Raw genomic sequence first — 14,057 nt, 5'->3', positions numbered from 1 at the left:
GAGGTCAGTGGCCCATGCCGAGGCCGCCGTCGACCGGGATGACCGCGCCGGTGACGTAGGCGCCGCCGTCGCCGGCCAACCAGGTGACCGCACCGGCGACGTCCTCGACGCTGGCGAAGCGACCCAACGGGATCTGGGACTGGTAGGCGGCCTTCTGCTCCTCGGGGAGCACGTCGGTCATGTCGGTGGACACGAAGCCGGGGGCCACGACGTTCGCGGTGATGGAGCGGGAGCCGAGCTCACGGGCCAACGATCGCGCCATGCCGACGAGGCCGGACTTCGACGCGGCGTAGTTGACCTGGCCCGGCGAGCCGAGCAGGCCGACCACCGACGAGATGAAGATGATGCGACCGCGACGCAGTCGGAGCATGCCCTTCGCGGCGCGCTTGGCCACCCGGAACGAGCCGGTGAGGTTGGTGGCGATGACCGAGTCCCAGTCGTCGTCGGTCATCCGCAGGACGAGGGTGTCCTTGGTGATTCCGGCGTTGGCGACCAGCACCTCGACGGGCCCGTGGGCCTCCTCGATCTGCTTGAACGCGGCATCGACCGCGGCCGGGTCCGTGATGTCGCAGCGGACGTCGAGAGCCCCTTCTGGTGCTCCGCCGTTGCGCGTCGTGACGGCGACCTGGTCGCCCTGGTCGAGGAACGCCTGGGCGATGGCGCGGCCGATCCCGCGGTTGCCGCCGGTGACGAGAACTGATCTGCTCACGGTCACCGACGCTAGAGATTACCGAGGGGTATGCCTAAAGCCACGGCTGTGACCTCAGTCTCGACGGACCGCTCGGAACTCAGTCGTCCTCGAGGCGGAAGCCGACCTTGAGGCCGACCTGGAAGTGCTCGACCTGTCCGTCCTTGACCTGCCCGCGGACCTGGGTCATCTCGAACCAGTCGATGTGGCGCAGGGTGCTGGCGGCGCGGTCCACGGCGTTGCGGATGGCCTGGTCGATGCCGTCGGGCGACGTGCCGACGATCTCGGTGACGCGGTAGGTGCGGTTCGACATCGGGGGACCTCCAGTGGGGTGTACGGCGGACAACCCCACCAGCCTAGCGACGTACGATGGGGGCATGCCACGCGAGGACCCGGAAGCAGTGCGGATCACCACCGCCGCGCCCTCGCCGGCCGTCGAGATCGCGGGCCGGCAACGGCGCTACTTGATCTCGATGGGCATCCGCACGGTCTGTTTCGTCGGGGCCGTGGTCGTCGGAGACGGCTGGCTGCGCTGGGTGCTGGTGGTGGGCGCCGTGTTCCTGCCCTACCTCGCGGTGGTGTTCGCGAACGGCACACCGCAACGTCGCGAGGTCGAGCTGCGCCCCACCGACTGGTTCGGTCGCGAGCTGCCCGGCAAGGAGCCGAGCCCGACTCCGAGCACGAAGCGCGACACGTGAGTCCCGGATTGGATTCGGCGCTCGGTCGTGCAATCATCAACCAGCGAATGCCGGACGACCTCCCCCGTGGCCGTCCGGCATTCGCCTTTTCCCGAGCCTCTTCACGAAGGGAGCCACCACGTGGATGACGAGTTGCGGTGCTCTGCCAAGGGCTGCCAGGAAGCCGCTCGGTGGTCCCTGCTGTGGAACAACCCGAAGCTGCACACGCCCGAGCGTCGCAAGACGTGGCTGGCCTGTGACGAGCACAAGGAGTCACTCAGCGAGTTCCTCGCCGCGCGCAACTTCCTCAAGGACGTCGAGCCACTCACGTCCTGAGCCCGGTTGGGGCGCGCCGCGTCGAAGCGGGTCAGCCGCCGATCGCGGACATCGGCCGGGTCGGCTGGAGGAACGACGGGTCGTTGATGCCGTGCCCGGGCAGCTTGCCGACCACGGCGGCGATCCAGCGTTCGGCCAGCTCGGCGTCGGTGGCACCGGCGCGCAGCGCCGTTCGCAGGTCGGACTCCTCGCGGGCGAACAGGCAGTTGCGCACCTGGCCGTCGGCGGTCAGCCGGACCCGGTCGCAGTCGCCGCAGAACGGGCGGGTCACCGAGGCGATGACGCCGACCGTGGCCGGACCTCCGTTGACGCTGAACAGCTCGGCCGGCGCGCTGCCCCGCGGCTCCTCGGCAGGAGACAGGTCGAACTCGGCCTCGAGCGCGGCGAGGATCTCGTCGGCGGTGATCATCGTGTCGCGTCGCCAGCCGTGCTGGGCGTCGAGCGGCATCTGCTCGATGAACCGCAGCTCGTAGCCGCGGTCGAGCGACCACTGCAACAGCTCGGGGGCCTGGTCGTCGTTGACGCCACGCAGCAGCACGGCGTTGATCTTCACGGGTCCGAGGCCGGCGGCATGGGCGGCCTCGAGGCCGGCCACCACATCGTGCAACCGGTCGCGACGCGTGATCTCGGCGAACGTCTCCGGGCGGATCGTGTCGAGGCTGACGTTGACCCGGTCGAGCCCCGCCTCGGCCAGCGCCTGGGCGTTGCGAGCCAGCCCGAGGGCGTTGGTGGTCAACGAGATCTCGGGGCGCGGCTCCAGCGCGGCGGTACGCCGGACGATGTCGACCAGTCCCCGTCGCACCAGCGGTTCGCCGCCGGTGAACCGCACCTCGCGCACGCCGAGCAGGTTCGTGGCGACGCCGACCAGCCGGACCAGCTCGTCGTCGGTGAGGACGGAGTCGTCGGGCAGCCAGTCGAGGCCTTCGGCCGGCATGCAGTAGGAACACCGCAGGTTGCACCGGTCCGTCAGCGAGACGCGCAGATCCGTCGCCGTACGGCCGAAGGCGTCACTCAGGGTCTGCATCACCCCATCCTAGTTGGCCGGTCCTACCCGCTCCGATTCGCGGTGCCGTGTCGGGATAACCTCGACCGCGTGAGATCCCTGTCGTTCCTCTTCACCCGGCGGTGGATCGTCTTCTTCCTGGTCGTCATCGCCCTCGCCTGGGTGGCCTGGCGACTGGGTGAGTGGCAGTTCCACCGGTTGGAGGACCGCAAGGCCTCCAACGCGATCGTGGAGCGCAACACGAGCGCTGATCCGGTGCCGGTGGACGAGGTCCTCTCCCCCGGCGGCACGGTCGACACCGAGCACGAGTGGCTGCGGGTCACGGCCACCGGCGAGTACGACGTCGACGACACCGTGATCGTGCGCTACCGCACGCGCGACGGCCAGTCCGGTGTCGACGTGGTCGTCCCACTGGTCACCTCGTCGGGGACGGCGCTGCTGGTCGACCGCGGCTGGCTGGCCACGCAGAACAGCGGCGCCCGGCCCGACGACGTCCCCGCGCCCCCGGAGGGCCAGGTGACCGTGACCGGGTGGGTCCGCAAGGACGCGTCCGGGGACTCCACCAAGGTCTCCGACCACTCCACGCGCTCGATCTCCAGCAAGCACATCGCCGAGGCGCTCGACCTCACGACGTACGGCGGCTTCGTCGACCTCGTCTCGGAGGACCCCGAGCCGGAACAACCCCTGGCCGGGGCCGAGACACCCGAGAGGAACAACGGACCGCACTTCTTCTACGGCCTGCAGTGGTGGTTCTTCGGGCTGCTCGCGATCATCGGCTTCTTCTGGATGGCGTACGACGAGTGGAGCGGCAAGAGCTCCCAGCGGACGCGCCGCCCACGGCGCTCGAAACAAGAACAGGAGCCGCGGGGGCGGTCACAGGGGGCGCGAAAGCCCACCGTCAACCGCAAGCAGCACCCCGCTGACAAAGCCTGACGCCGGCGACATCAGGAACGCCGCCGTCCTGCCGAACTCGTCCGGGGTGCCGTAGCGCCGCAGCGGGATCGAGCTGAGCTGCTGTGCCTTGGAGGCCTCGGCGTCGCCACCGGCCGCGTCGAGCTCGCGCACCCGCTCGGTGTCGATGCGCCCGGGCATCAGCCCGTTCACCCGGATGCCCCGGGGGCCCAGCTCGTCGGCGAGCTGCTTGGCCACCATCGCCAGGCCGGGGCGCAGCCCGTTGGAGATCGCCATGTCGGCCAGCGGCGCCTTCGCGGAGATCGAGAGCACGAACGTGATGGATCCGCCCTCCTCCAGCACCGCGGCAACCTCGCGGGCCACGCGCACGGCGCCCAGGAAGACGGACTCGAAGGACGTGGTCCAGTCTGCGTCGCTGGTGCCGGTCACGCTGCCCTTGGGCGGTCCGCCGACGGAGATCAGCACTCCGTCGAGCCGGCCCCAGGTGTCCTGTGCCGCGGCGACCAGACGACCCGGTGCGGCGGGGTCCGAGTTGTCGGCCTCGACCGCGACCGCCCCCTCGCCGAGCTCGGCCACGGCGGCGTCGAGGGAGTCACGGCTGCGCCCCGACAGCACCACCCGTGCACCGTCGGCGACAAGCTGGTCGGCGGTGGCGCGGCCCAGGCCGCGGGCTCCCCCGGTGATGACGTAGACGCGGTCACGAACGTTGAGGTCCATACCGCGAATCCTGCCACCCGGGGTGGGCGCTCAGGTCAGCAGGCGCACCGGGGAGCCGGCCTGCCAGGCGGCGATGTCCTCGACGGCGCCGGTGAAGTAGCCCGCATAGTTGCGCCGCGTCACGTAGCCGAGGTGCGGCGTGGCCAGGACGTTCGGCAGGCCACGCAGCGCGTCGTCGAACGGCAGCGGCTCGGTGTCGAACACGTCGAGACCGGCCCCGGCGAGGCGACCGTCCTGCAGCGCCTCGACGAGCGCCGGGGTGTCGACCAGGCCGGCGCGGGAGGTGTTGACGAGAAACGCCGACGGCTTCATGGCGGCCAGCTCGGCGCGGCCGATGATGCCGCGGGTGGCCTCGGCCAGCACCAGGTGGAGGGTCGTGAAGTCGCTCTCCGCGAGCAGCGTGGGCAGGTCCGCTGCCCGGCGTACGCCGACCTCGGCGCAGCGTTCGTCGGTCAGGTGCGGGCTCCAGGCCACGACATCCATTCCGAACGCCTGCCCGATCCGTGCCACGCGGGAGCCGATCTTGCCGAGGCCGACGACACCGAGCACGGCTCCGTGCAGGTCGGCGCCGAGGGTGCTCTGCCACGGGCCGCCCGACGCGAAGGACGGGACCTCGACGTGGAGCCCGCGGGCGAGACCGAGGACCAGGGCCCAGGTCAGCTCGGTGGGCGGCTCGGACGCGCTCGGTGTTCCGCAGACCACCACGCCGCGTGCGCGGGCCGCGTCGAGGTCGATGGAGGCGTTGCGCAGACCGCTGGTCACGACCAGCTTCAGCCGGGGCAGCCGGGCCAGCAGGGTCGCGGTGATCGGCGTGCGTTCGCGCATCACCACGAGGATGTCGGCATCGGCCAGTGTCTCGGCGCAGGCGTCCTCGTCGGGCAGGTGGTCGTGCAGGAACCGCACCTGCACGTCGTCGAGGGTGGCCCAGTCGGCCAGCCCCTCGGCCACGGCCTGGTAGTCGTCGAGCACCGCACACCTGAGGGTCACGGTCGTCCTCCGGCGGTGTCGTCGATGAACTGGGTGCGGTGGAGCAGCCCGTAGAGGCCACCCTGCGCCAGGAGCTCGGCGTGGGTGCCGCGCTGGACCACGCGGCCGTCGTCGACCACCAGGATCAGGTCGGCACCGCGCACGGTCGAGAGGCGGTGCGCGATCACCAGCGACGTGCGGCCGACGAGAGCGGCGTCGAGGGCCCGCTGCACCGCCGCCTCGGACTCGGAGTCGAGGTGCGCCGTGGCCTCGTCGAGTACGACGATCGCGGGCGCCTTGAGCAGCAGTCGCGCGATGGCGAGGCGCTGGCGCTCACCGCCGGAGAGCCGGTAGCCGCGGTCGCCGACGACGGTGTCGAGCCCGTCGGGCAGGTTCTCCACGAGCCGCCCGATCTGGGCCGCGTGGAGGGCGTTCCAGATGGCGCGGTCGTCGGCCTCGCGTCGGGCGTAGAGCAGGTTCGCCCGGATCGTGTCGTGGAACATGTGCGAGTCCTGGGTGACGTAGCCGACCACGTTCTCCAGCGACTCCAGGGTCACGTCGCGCACGTCGTGGTCCCCCACGTGCACCGAGCCACCGCGGACGTCGTACAACCTGGCGACGAGGTGGGTGATCGTGCTCTTGCCGGCCCCGGAGGGCCCGACCAGGGCCACCATCTGGCCGGGCTCGGCGACGAACCCGATGTCGTGCAGCACCTCGCCGGAGTCGCGGCTCTCCTTGCGGGCCACCACCTCGAGCGAGGCCAGGGACACCTCGTCGGCGCGTGGGTAGGCGAAGGCGACGTCGCGGAACTCGACCCGTGACGCACTGCGCGGAAGCACGACGGCGTCCGGCTTCTCCTGCACCAGGGACGGTAGGTCGAGCACCTCGAAGACCCGCTCGAAGCTGACCAGCGCGGTCATCACGTCGATGCGCACGTTGGAGAGACCCTGCATCGGACCGAGCAGCCGGAGCAGCAGGGTGGCCAGCGCCAGCATGGTGCCGACGGTCAGCTTCTCGTGGATGGCCAGGTAGCCGCCCACGCCGTAGACCAGCGCGGTGGCCAGCGCGGGCACGGTCATCATCACGGCCGCGAAGATGCGGGTGATCAGCGAGATGCGGACGCCGAGGTCACGCACCTTGCCGGCCTTCTCGGCGAAGAGCGCGTCTTCCTCGTCACGGCGGCCGAAGAGCTTGAGCAGCATCGCGCCACCCACGTTGAACCGCTCGGTCATGGCGTTGCCCATGTCGGCGTTGCCGTCCATCTGGTCGCGGGTCAGCCCGGCCAGGCGCTGACTGACCCAGCGGGAGGCCAGCAGCAGGATCGGGAAGAGCATCAGGCACAGCAGCGTCACCTGCCAGCTCAGCGCCAGCATGGCGATGCCGACCACGACCACCGAGATGCCGTTGGAGACCGTGCTCGACAAGGTGGAGGTGAACGCGCGCTGGGCGCCGATCACGTCGTTGTTGAGCCGCGAGACCAGCGCACCGGTCTGGGTGCGGGTGAAGAACGCCAGTGACTGGCGCTGCACGTGCCCGAAGACCCGGGTGCGCAGGTCGAAGATCAGGCCCTCGCCGATGCGTGAGGAGAGGTAGCCCGACGCGATGGCGAGCAGGCCGCTGAAGATCGCCACTCCGGCCATCGCCGAGGCCAGCCAGGCCACCAGGCCCATGTCGGACTTCAGCACGCCGTCGTCCACGATCCGCTGCACCAGCAGCGGCGTCACCACCACGAGGCAGGCGTCGACGACCGTCAACGCCAGGAACCCGGCGATCAGGCGTCGGTGCGGACGCGCGAACGACAGGACCCGACGCACGGTGCCCCGGTCGAGCTTGCTGTCGGCGACGCTGCGGTCGGTGCGCAGGTTGCGCCAGGTGGCGCCCATCCCGCTCATGCCGGACATGGCTGGCCCCTCAGATCAGAACCGCCCATGTCAGGCCAGCGAGACCAGGTCGGCGTACCCCTCGTTCCACAGGTCCTCGTCGCCGTCGGGCAGCAGCAGCACGCGGTCGGGCTCGAGGGCGCGCACGGCACCTTCGTCGTGGGTGACAAGGATGATCGCGCCCTCGTAGGTGCGGATCGCGGCCAGCACCTCCTCGCGGGAGGCGGGGTCGAGGTTGTTGGTGGGCTCGTCGAGCAGCAGCACGTTGGCGCTGGAGACGACCAGGCTGGCCAGGGCCAGGCGCGTCTTCTCACCACCCGAGAGTACGGCGGCCGACTTGTGCGCGTCGTCACCGGAGAAGAGGAACGAGCCGAGGACGCTGCGGGCCTCGGTGTCGGTCAGCTGCGGCGCCGCGGACTGCATGTTCTCCAGGACGGTGCGGCTGGTGTCGAGGGTCTCGTGCTCCTGGGCGTAGTAGCCGACCTTGAGCCCGTGGCCCGGGATGACCTCGCCGGTGTCGGGGCGGTCGACGCCGGCCAGGATGCGCAGCATCGTGGTCTTGCCGGCGCCGTTGAACCCGAGGATGACGACGCGGCTGCCCTTGTCGATGGCCAGGTCGACGTCCATGAAGACCTCGAGCGATCCGTAGGACTTCGAGAGCTCCTTGGCGGTCAACGGGGTCTTGCCACACGCGGCAGGAGCCGGGAACTTGATCTTCGCGACCTTGTCGGCCTGGCGCTCGCCCTCGAGGCCGGCCATCATCTTCTCGGCGCGCTTGAGCATCGACTGGGCGGCGGTCGCCTTGCTGGCCTTGGCCCGCATGCGGTTGGCCTGGTCGGTGAGCGTCTTGGCCTTGGTCTCTGCGTTGGCCCGCTCGCGCTTGCGGCGCCGCTCGTCGGTCTCGCGCTGGGTCAGGTAGTTCTTCCAGCCCATGTTGTAGACGTCGATCTCGGCCCGGTTGGCGTCAAGGTGCATGACCTTGTTGACCGTCGCCTCGAGGAGGTCGTTGTCGTGGCTGATCACGATCAGCCCGCCCTTGTAGCTCTTCAGGAAGTCGCGCAGCCACACGATCGAGTCGACGTCGAGGTGGTTGGTGGGCTCGTCGAGGAGCATCACCTCGGCGTCGGAGAAGAGGATGCGGGCCAGCTCGACCCGGCGGCGCTGGCCACCGGAGAGCGTCCTGAGCGGTTGGGTGAGGATGCGCTCCTCGATGCCGAGACTCGCCGCGATCGTGGCCGCCTCGGACTCGGCGGCGTACCCTCCGCCGGCGTGCAGCTCGTTGTCGGCGCGGGCGTACTGCTTCATCGCGCGCTCGGAGATGGCGGCGTCCTCCGACCCCATGTCGGCCTCGGCCTGTCGCAGTCGACGTACGACGTCGTCGAGGCCACGCGCGGACAGGATCCGGTCGCGGGCCATCACCTCGGGGTCGCCCGTGCGGGGATCCTGGGGCAGGTAGCCGACCTCACCGGTCGACAGGACCTTGCCGGAGGCGGGCAGTGCTTCGCCGGCGAGAATCTTCGTGAGGGTCGTCTTGCCGGCACCGTTGCGACCGACCAGGCCGACCTTGTCGCCTGCTGCCACGCGGAAACTTACGTTCTCCATGAGGAGACGCGCACCGGCACGGACCTCTAGTTGCTGTGCGGTGATCATCAGGATCGTTAGTGTACGTGGGAGAAGGGTCTCCCCCGGCATCCGCACGGGCATCAGGAAGGACGCAGCATGCGCTTCAATCCCAAGGCACGGATCGATTCGGGAAAGGTCTCCGATGCCGGTGGCGGCGGTGGCGGGCTCGGCGGACGTGGCGGCGGCATGAAGTTGCCGATCCCGACCGGTGCCGGCGGCGGCAAGATCGGCCTGCTGATCCTGGTGATCGCCTTCCTGGTCACCATGTGCAACAACGGCAGCATCCCCGGCATCAACCAGGGCGACGGGAGCTCGCAGAACAACGCGGCCGGCAGCGACCCTGCCCAACAGCAGGAGGCTGATGCCTACGACGAGTGCAAGACCGGCGAGGACGCCAACAACTCGGAGGCGTGCTCGCGCAAGGCGATCCTCCAGCTGCTGGAGACCTACTGGTCCTCACAGTTCAAGAGCGGCGACTTCGTCGCGGCCCCGGCTGTGACGTTCTCCGGCTCGACCAACACCGGCTGCGGTGGCGCCACGTCCGCGGTCGGACCGTTCTACTGCCCCTCCGACCAGACCATCTACCTCGACCCGACGTTCTTCGACGACGTGCTCGAAGGCCAGCTGGGTGGCAAGGGCGGCGACTTCGTGGAGCCCTACGTACTCGGCCACGAGTACGGCCACCACATCCAGAACATCACCGGACAGATGAAGAACGTGAAGACCCAGCAGGGTGCCGACAGCGACGCGGTCAAGCTCGAGCTCCAGGCCGACTGCTACGCCGGCCTGTGGACCCACCACATCGAGTCGCTCAAGGACGACAACGGCGAGCAGATCCTCACCATCGACGACGCCGACATCGAGGAGGCCGTCGGCGCCGCCTACACGGTCGGCGACGACCACATCCAGGAGGTCACCGGCGGCCGGGTCGATGCGAACCAGTGGACCCACGGTTCCTCGGAGGAGCGGATGAAGTGGTTCAAGACCGGCTACGACTCCGGCGACTACGAGGCCTGCGACATCTGGAACTAGCCCGTCAGAGCAGCGCCTCGATCTGCGGGAAGAGGCGCTGCAACGAGCGCAGGTAGGGCGCCACGCTCGGGTGGCGGTACTTCCCGGCCAGCGCGCCGGGTCCGTCGGCCACCCGTGCCAGCGCCCATTCGGCACGCGACATCGCGGTGTGGACGGCGTTGATCCTGGCGCCGAGCAGCACCTGCGCCCGCGTGGCAATGCCCGCCGGAAGACCGTCGGCGTAGGCGTCGACCAGCACGTCGAAGTCCTCGCGCGCGGTCAGGGCGAGGTAGCCCAGGTCAGCGCCGACCGGCCCGATCCCCAACATCGACCAGTCGATGGCCACGACGTCGTCACCGTCGCGGGCGATCAGGTTGGCCGCGGCGGGGTCGCCGTGCTGCGCCACCTCCGGCAGCCCGTCGAGTACGTCGAGGTGCTGGCCGCGCAGCTGCCACAACCGGTCGGCGACATCCGCGACCGTCGTACGTTCCAGGGTGCGCCAGCCGCCGTTGTGCTCCACCCTGGCCAGCCGCGTGGCCAGCTGACGCCTCGCCAGCCAGGGGTACGCCGGCAGGTCGGCGCCGGCGAACCGGCCGAGCGCCCGCGCCACGAACGGACCGGGCAGCGTCTCGCTCTCGACGTACGCGTGCCACAGCGTGATGCCCTCGTCGTCCTCCTCGACCTTGGCTGCGCGGACGCTGCGCAGGCCGGGCGTCTCGTCGACCACACCGGACGTCGCGACCTCGGCCGGGCGCCGCCACCACGCGAAGTGCGACCGGTCCGAGAGCTCTCCCGGGTCACCCGGCAGGGGCGCCTGGAGCCGCTTGACCACTTGGTCGCCGCAACGCCACACACCCACGGTCGAGGTCCCCATGCCTCCGGGCACGGGTTGCCAGCCTGGTTCGGGCTGCCACATGCTGACTCCTGCGGTCTCGTCAGGTGTTGACGACCGTCATCCTGACAGAACCCGCGTCCGCGATGGCGGCTTCGAGCACCGAACGGCGCGGGTCGGGCACGGCCAGGAAGGGCTCGACCACCCTGGTCGCGAGCATCCGGAGCCGCTGGTCGACGAGCACGGCCTCGACGGCTTCGTGGTCTCCCCCGGTCACCAGCACCACGTCGGGGTCACCGGCGGCCGAGCGGAGTCTCTCCTCGAACGGACCCAGGATGCGTACGGCGTGGCCGGCCGCGGCCTCGTAGGCCTGCCTGGCCTGGTTGTCGCGGCGTCGGGCGAAGCGTTGCTGGCTCTGGCCGCCGGCCTTGGTGCGTCCCTGCACGTGGCGCTGCCCGACCTTGGACTCGACGACCGCGTCGCCCTCCAGTCTGGCGATCGCGAACCCGCCCTTGCGCACCAGGAGCACGCCCCACTGGGCCGGTGGGCTGCAGGCATCGAGGAAGTCGGACGGGTCGGCGCGGTCGTCGTACGCCCTGCCGAACGGTGGGAGCGCCTCGAACGTCGACCCGTCACCACCGAGCCCGGTCAGCGCTCCCCCGGACACCGCCAGGTCGCAGCCGTCGTGGCGAGCCTCGAAGTTCTCCACCCAGCGCGCGATCCGCATCGCCGGCACCAGGAGAGTTGTCACCCGGCGAGGCTAGCGGAACGGTCGGGTGCGCCGTACCGTCTCACCACCATGCCGCAACCACCCACCGAAGACGTTCCCCAGGAAAATGAGCTGGTCCGGGAACCCGGGGCCGCGTCGGCGCGTGTTGTCCGTGTGGAGACCGAGGAGCTTGCCGAGCTGTACGCACACGCGTGCGCACCCCTGATCGGCCTGCTCACGGTCGTCGGTGGTGATCGCGCCGACGCGGAGGAAGTCGCCCAGGAGAGCTTCGTCAGGCTCCTGCAGCACTGGCCGAAGGTGCGCACGTACGACGACCCCGAGGCATGGGTGCGCTCCGTTGCGGTGCGCCTGCTCATCTCAAGGAAGCGGCGGCTCAAGGTGGCCCGGCTCGGGCTGCAGCGGCTGGGGCGCCGTGCCTCGATGGCCGCACCGACGGACCCCGCTGCCGGTGTCGAGCTGTCCGCTGCGCTTGCCGGTCTGCCGGTCGAGCAGCGCGCGGTCCTGGTGCTGCATCACGTGTGTGACCTCCCCGTGCAGGAGGTCGCGGACCGGCTCCACGTCCCTGTTGGCACGGTCAAGTCGCGGCTGTCACGGGCGCGTACGGCGCTCGCCCCGCTGCTGGCCGATGAGGAACGGAGCACGACATGAGTGACTTTGAGAGGCGCCTGTCGGACGAGGTGTCCGCAGCGATCCCATCCACGACCCCACCCTTCGATGAGGTCGTCGCGGTCCGTGATCGCCGACGCAACCGGCGTCGTGGTGCAGTCGCGGCCATCGCCGTCGTCGCCGTCATCGGCGGCGTCTTCGTGGCCACCGGAGTGCTGCAGGAGGATCCCGTGGGCAAGGGACGCACGGACGTCGCCTCGAGCGAGTCGCCGTCGGCAAGCGCCACCAAGGGCTCGGGTCGCACGTTCGACCCAGCGCTGCCACTGCCCATCATCCTGAACCTCGCCGCCGGCGATCGAGACCTCAACCCGTGGACGTCGTGCTGGAGCGGACCGCCCGACGGCGAAGGGGTGGTCACGCAGACGTGCTCCGACGGCATGCCCCCGAAGAACCCTGTTGCGGCGGGCAGCCCGGATGACGTCGAGTTCACCTTCCCCGCCGACGGATGGACGTTCGAGGCGACCTTCCGTCCGTCGGACGCCGCGCCCTGTGCACAGAGCTTCACGGTGCCGGTGGAGAAGACGGGAGCGCAGACCTTCCGGATCGATCCCGTGGGGCCTGCCGGGGCGTGGGAGGTCGACGTCTTCGGCCGCGGCCCACAGGGAGATGCAGTGGCCACCTTCGCCTGGGAGACGCCCACCGCCGGCACCGTGCCGCCGCCCCGCTCCTTCATGAGCCTCATCGAGGCTGGCGACGGCGGAGAGGTTCAGGCACCGAGTAGTCTCGAACTGCTCTTCTCCGGGCTGGACCGATCACCGGGGAAGGCGAGCGTCGCCGTCACGGTGACCGCTGCCAACGGCAACTCCATGCAGTTGGACACCGAGCGAGTGATCGGCCACGAGTGCATCGCCGAGGGCACGCTCTCGTTCTCGGGGACCCGCGCCCAGGCGCGACAGGCCGCCAGGCTCGGCCCGGCGCCTTTCACCTACGACGTCGACCTGACCCTCGACGGCACGACGTACGCCGGCACCGGGACGTGGCCGACCGACCAGCGCAAGGACGAGGCGCCGTACGTCGACCTCACCTTCGATCCTCCACTGCCGGCCTACGAGTGACCCGGGAGTCAGTGCCCGGTCGCCCGTCCTCGGCGACCACGATCGTGCAGGTGCGCCGTCGTGACACAGCAAATCGCGAGAACCCGACCCGGATCATGCACAGGCACGATCCGGCTCGGGTTCCGACAAGGTCGGTCAGACGTTGAAGCCGAGGGCGCGCAGCTGCTCGCGACCGTCGTCGGTGATCTTGTCCGGGCCCCACGGCGGCATCCAGACCCAGTTGATCGCCACGTCGTTGACGATCCCCTCGAGCGCGGAGTTCGTCTGGTCCTGGATCACGTCGGTCAGCGGGCAGGCCGCCGACGTCAGCGTCATGTCGAGCACGACGTTGGAGCCCTCGTCGAGGTGCACGTCGTAGACCAGGCCGAGGTCGACGACGTTGATGCCGAGCTCGGGGTCGACGACGTCCTTCATCGCCTCGACGACGTCGTCCTTGGAGACGGTCGTGGTGGTACCCACGGGCGCCTCGGGAATGTCAGAGTGGTCAGCCATTGGTGGTCTCCTTGTTGTCCGCTGAGCTGGCAACGATCTGGGCCGTCGCGTCCTTCCATGCCATCCACGACAGCAGGGCGCACTTGACCCGGGCCGGGAACTTCGCGACACCGGCGAAGGCGATACCGTCCTCGAGGACGTCCTCATCGGGCTCCACGTTGCCGCGGCCCTGCATGAGCTCCTGGAAGGTCGCGTGGATCTGCATTGCCTCGTCGACCGGCTTGCCGATCACGAGGTCGGTCATCACCGAGGCCGACGCCTGCGAGATGGAGCAGCCGACCGAGTCGTAGGAGACGTCCTCGACGACGCCTCCGGCAATGTGCACCCGGAGGGTCACCTCGTCACCGCACGTGGGGTTGACGTGGTGCACCTCGGCCTCGAACGGGTCACGGAGACCCTTGTTCAAGGGGTTCTTGTAGTGGTCGAGAATGATCTCTTGATAGAGGGTGTCGAGTTCCTGGCTCATGAT

At 69.8% G+C, this 14,057-nt stretch carries 17 protein-coding genes; 6 read left to right on the top strand and 11 right to left on the bottom strand.

Going from position 1 to position 14,057, the window contains the following annotated elements; all coding sequences use genetic code 11:
- Positions 1 to 4: 4 nt before the first annotated feature.
- Together ASD30_RS05445 and ASD30_RS05440 are read right to left on the bottom strand one after the other, a co-directional pair.
- On the bottom strand, positions 5 to 709 hold the full coding sequence (locus tag ASD30_RS05445) for a beta-ketoacyl-ACP reductase (RefSeq protein ID WP_056679341.1): 705 nt from the start codon (positions 707 to 709) through the stop codon (positions 5 to 7).
- A 79-nt stretch (positions 710 to 788) separates the two neighbouring features.
- Positions 789 to 1,001 carry a dodecin gene (locus ASD30_RS05440; RefSeq protein WP_056677927.1) on the bottom strand — a complete coding sequence of 71 codons (213 nt, stop codon included), beginning with the start codon at positions 999 to 1,001 and terminating at the stop codon, positions 789 to 791.
- A gap of 64 nt (positions 1,002 to 1,065) precedes the next feature.
- Here ASD30_RS05440 and ASD30_RS05435 point away from each other — a divergent pair, with 64 nt between their 5' ends.
- Positions 1,066 to 1,386: a DUF3099 domain-containing protein gene (locus tag ASD30_RS05435; protein ID WP_056677925.1), complete on the top strand. Its 321-nt coding sequence runs from the start codon at positions 1,066 to 1,068 to the stop codon at positions 1,384 to 1,386.
- Between the two features lie 120 nt (positions 1,387 to 1,506).
- The gene (locus ASD30_RS05430; RefSeq protein ID WP_056677922.1) at positions 1,507 to 1,701 is read left to right on the top strand and encodes a hypothetical protein; all 195 of its coding nucleotides are present in this window, start codon (positions 1,507 to 1,509) and stop codon (positions 1,699 to 1,701) included.
- Positions 1,702 to 1,732: 31 nt separating this feature from the next.
- Here the strand turns inward: ASD30_RS05430 and moaA are convergent, their stop codons facing one another.
- Positions 1,733 to 2,725 carry a GTP 3',8-cyclase MoaA gene (gene moaA / locus ASD30_RS05425; RefSeq protein ID WP_056677920.1) on the bottom strand — a complete coding sequence of 331 codons (993 nt, stop codon included), beginning with the start codon at positions 2,723 to 2,725 and terminating at the stop codon, positions 1,733 to 1,735.
- 69 nt (positions 2,726 to 2,794) lie between these two features.
- On the opposite strand from moaA, the gene ASD30_RS05420 reads away from it, so the two are divergent.
- On the top strand, positions 2,795 to 3,637 hold the full coding sequence (locus ASD30_RS05420; RefSeq protein WP_056677916.1) for an SURF1 family cytochrome oxidase biogenesis protein: 843 nt from the start codon (positions 2,795 to 2,797) through the stop codon (positions 3,635 to 3,637).
- Here ASD30_RS05420 and ASD30_RS05415 read toward each other — a convergent pair.
- From ASD30_RS05415 to ASD30_RS05400, 4 genes are read right to left on the bottom strand one after another with little or no spacing between them, the layout of a single operon-like run.
- Positions 3,578 to 4,333, bottom strand: a complete 756-nt coding sequence (locus ASD30_RS05415) for an SDR family oxidoreductase (RefSeq protein WP_056677914.1) — start codon at positions 4,331 to 4,333, stop codon at positions 3,578 to 3,580. The two genes, ASD30_RS05420 and ASD30_RS05415, sit on opposite strands and share 60 nt — an antisense overlap.
- 30 nt (positions 4,334 to 4,363) lie before the next feature.
- Positions 4,364 to 5,320, bottom strand: a complete 957-nt coding sequence (locus tag ASD30_RS05410; protein ID WP_056677909.1) for a D-2-hydroxyacid dehydrogenase family protein — start codon at positions 5,318 to 5,320, stop codon at positions 4,364 to 4,366.
- Entirely contained in the window at positions 5,317 to 7,200 is a 1,884-nt protein-coding gene (locus ASD30_RS05405) for an ABC transporter ATP-binding protein (protein WP_056677906.1), read from the bottom strand. The genes ASD30_RS05410 and ASD30_RS05405 overlap by 4 nt, the downstream gene beginning before the upstream one ends.
- Positions 7,201 to 7,230: 30 nt before the next feature.
- Positions 7,231 to 8,829, bottom strand: coding sequence for an ABC-F family ATP-binding cassette domain-containing protein (locus tag ASD30_RS05400; protein ID WP_056677902.1), 1,599 nt, complete (start codon positions 8,827 to 8,829; stop codon positions 7,231 to 7,233).
- Positions 8,830 to 8,898: 69 nt separating this feature from the next.
- Here ASD30_RS05400 and ypfJ point away from each other — a divergent pair, with 69 nt between their 5' ends.
- Positions 8,899 to 9,834, top strand: coding sequence for a KPN_02809 family neutral zinc metallopeptidase (ypfJ, locus tag ASD30_RS05395; protein WP_056677899.1), 936 nt, complete (start codon positions 8,899 to 8,901; stop codon positions 9,832 to 9,834).
- Between the two features lie 4 nt (positions 9,835 to 9,838).
- On the opposite strand, the gene ASD30_RS05390 is transcribed toward ypfJ, so the two are convergent.
- Positions 9,839 to 10,729, bottom strand: coding sequence for a phosphotransferase (locus ASD30_RS05390; protein WP_056677896.1), 891 nt, complete (start codon positions 10,727 to 10,729; stop codon positions 9,839 to 9,841).
- A gap of 19 nt (positions 10,730 to 10,748) precedes the next feature.
- Positions 10,749 to 11,396 (bottom strand): acVLRF1 family peptidyl-tRNA hydrolase, encoded by a 648-nt coding sequence (locus ASD30_RS05385; RefSeq protein ID WP_082563559.1) that lies wholly within the window; start codon positions 11,394 to 11,396, stop codon positions 10,749 to 10,751.
- A 48-nt stretch (positions 11,397 to 11,444) separates the two neighbouring features.
- Between ASD30_RS05385 and ASD30_RS05380 the strand changes: the two genes are divergently transcribed.
- Both ASD30_RS05380 and ASD30_RS05375 read left to right on the top strand, forming a co-directional pair.
- Positions 11,445 to 12,023 carry an RNA polymerase sigma factor gene (locus tag ASD30_RS05380; protein ID WP_082563558.1) on the top strand — a complete coding sequence of 193 codons (579 nt, stop codon included), beginning with the start codon at positions 11,445 to 11,447 and terminating at the stop codon, positions 12,021 to 12,023.
- Positions 12,020 to 13,096 (top strand): hypothetical protein, encoded by a 1,077-nt coding sequence (locus tag ASD30_RS05375; RefSeq protein ID WP_056677887.1) that lies wholly within the window; start codon positions 12,020 to 12,022, stop codon positions 13,094 to 13,096. Before ASD30_RS05380 ends, ASD30_RS05375 begins: the two co-directional genes overlap by 4 nt.
- 135 nt (positions 13,097 to 13,231) lie before the next feature.
- On the opposite strand, the gene ASD30_RS05370 is transcribed toward ASD30_RS05375, so the two are convergent.
- Both ASD30_RS05370 and sufU read right to left on the bottom strand, forming a co-directional pair.
- Positions 13,232 to 13,588, bottom strand: coding sequence for a metal-sulfur cluster assembly factor (locus tag ASD30_RS05370; protein ID WP_056677883.1), 357 nt, complete (start codon positions 13,586 to 13,588; stop codon positions 13,232 to 13,234).
- Positions 13,581 to 14,054 carry a Fe-S cluster assembly sulfur transfer protein SufU gene (gene sufU / locus ASD30_RS05365; protein WP_056679338.1) on the bottom strand — a complete coding sequence of 158 codons (474 nt, stop codon included), beginning with the start codon at positions 14,052 to 14,054 and terminating at the stop codon, positions 13,581 to 13,583. Before sufU ends, ASD30_RS05370 begins: the two co-directional genes overlap by 8 nt.
- Positions 14,055 to 14,057 lie beyond the last annotated feature (3 nt).

It is taken from the genome of Nocardioides sp. Root140 (assembly GCF_001426745.1).
Classification (GTDB): domain Bacteria; phylum Actinomycetota; class Actinomycetes; order Propionibacteriales; family Nocardioidaceae; genus Nocardioides.
The sequence above is the reverse complement of the archived record's forward strand: the minus strand, read 5'-3'. Positions and strand labels throughout refer to the sequence as shown.

Coding starts and splice junctions, on each gene's coding strand:
- ASD30_RS05440 (WP_056677927.1), bottom strand. CDS start 1,001: ATGTCGAACCGCACCTACCGCGTCACCGAGATCGTCGGCACGTCGCCC.
- ASD30_RS05435 (WP_056677925.1), top strand. CDS start 1,066: ATGCCACGCGAGGACCCGGAAGCAGTGCGGATCACCACCGCCGCGCCC.
- moaA (WP_056677920.1), bottom strand. CDS start 2,725: ATGCAGACCCTGAGTGACGCCTTCGGCCGTACGGCGACGGATCTGCGC.
- ASD30_RS05415 (WP_056677914.1), bottom strand. CDS start 4,333: ATGGACCTCAACGTTCGTGACCGCGTCTACGTCATCACCGGGGGAGCC.
- ASD30_RS05405 (WP_056677906.1), bottom strand. CDS start 7,200: ATGTCCGGCATGAGCGGGATGGGCGCCACCTGGCGCAACCTGCGCACC.
- ASD30_RS05400 (WP_056677902.1), bottom strand. CDS start 8,829: ATGATCACCGCACAGCAACTAGAGGTCCGTGCCGGTGCGCGTCTCCTC.
- ypfJ (WP_056677899.1), top strand. CDS start 8,899: ATGCGCTTCAATCCCAAGGCACGGATCGATTCGGGAAAGGTCTCCGAT.
- ASD30_RS05390 (WP_056677896.1), bottom strand. CDS start 10,729: ATGTGGCAGCCCGAACCAGGCTGGCAACCCGTGCCCGGAGGCATGGGG.
- ASD30_RS05380 (WP_082563558.1), top strand. CDS start 11,445: ATGCCGCAACCACCCACCGAAGACGTTCCCCAGGAAAATGAGCTGGTC.
- ASD30_RS05375 (WP_056677887.1), top strand. CDS start 12,020: ATGAGTGACTTTGAGAGGCGCCTGTCGGACGAGGTGTCCGCAGCGATC.
- ASD30_RS05370 (WP_056677883.1), bottom strand. CDS start 13,588: ATGGCTGACCACTCTGACATTCCCGAGGCGCCCGTGGGTACCACCACG.
- sufU (WP_056679338.1), bottom strand. CDS start 14,054: ATGAGCCAGGAACTCGACACCCTCTATCAAGAGATCATTCTCGACCAC.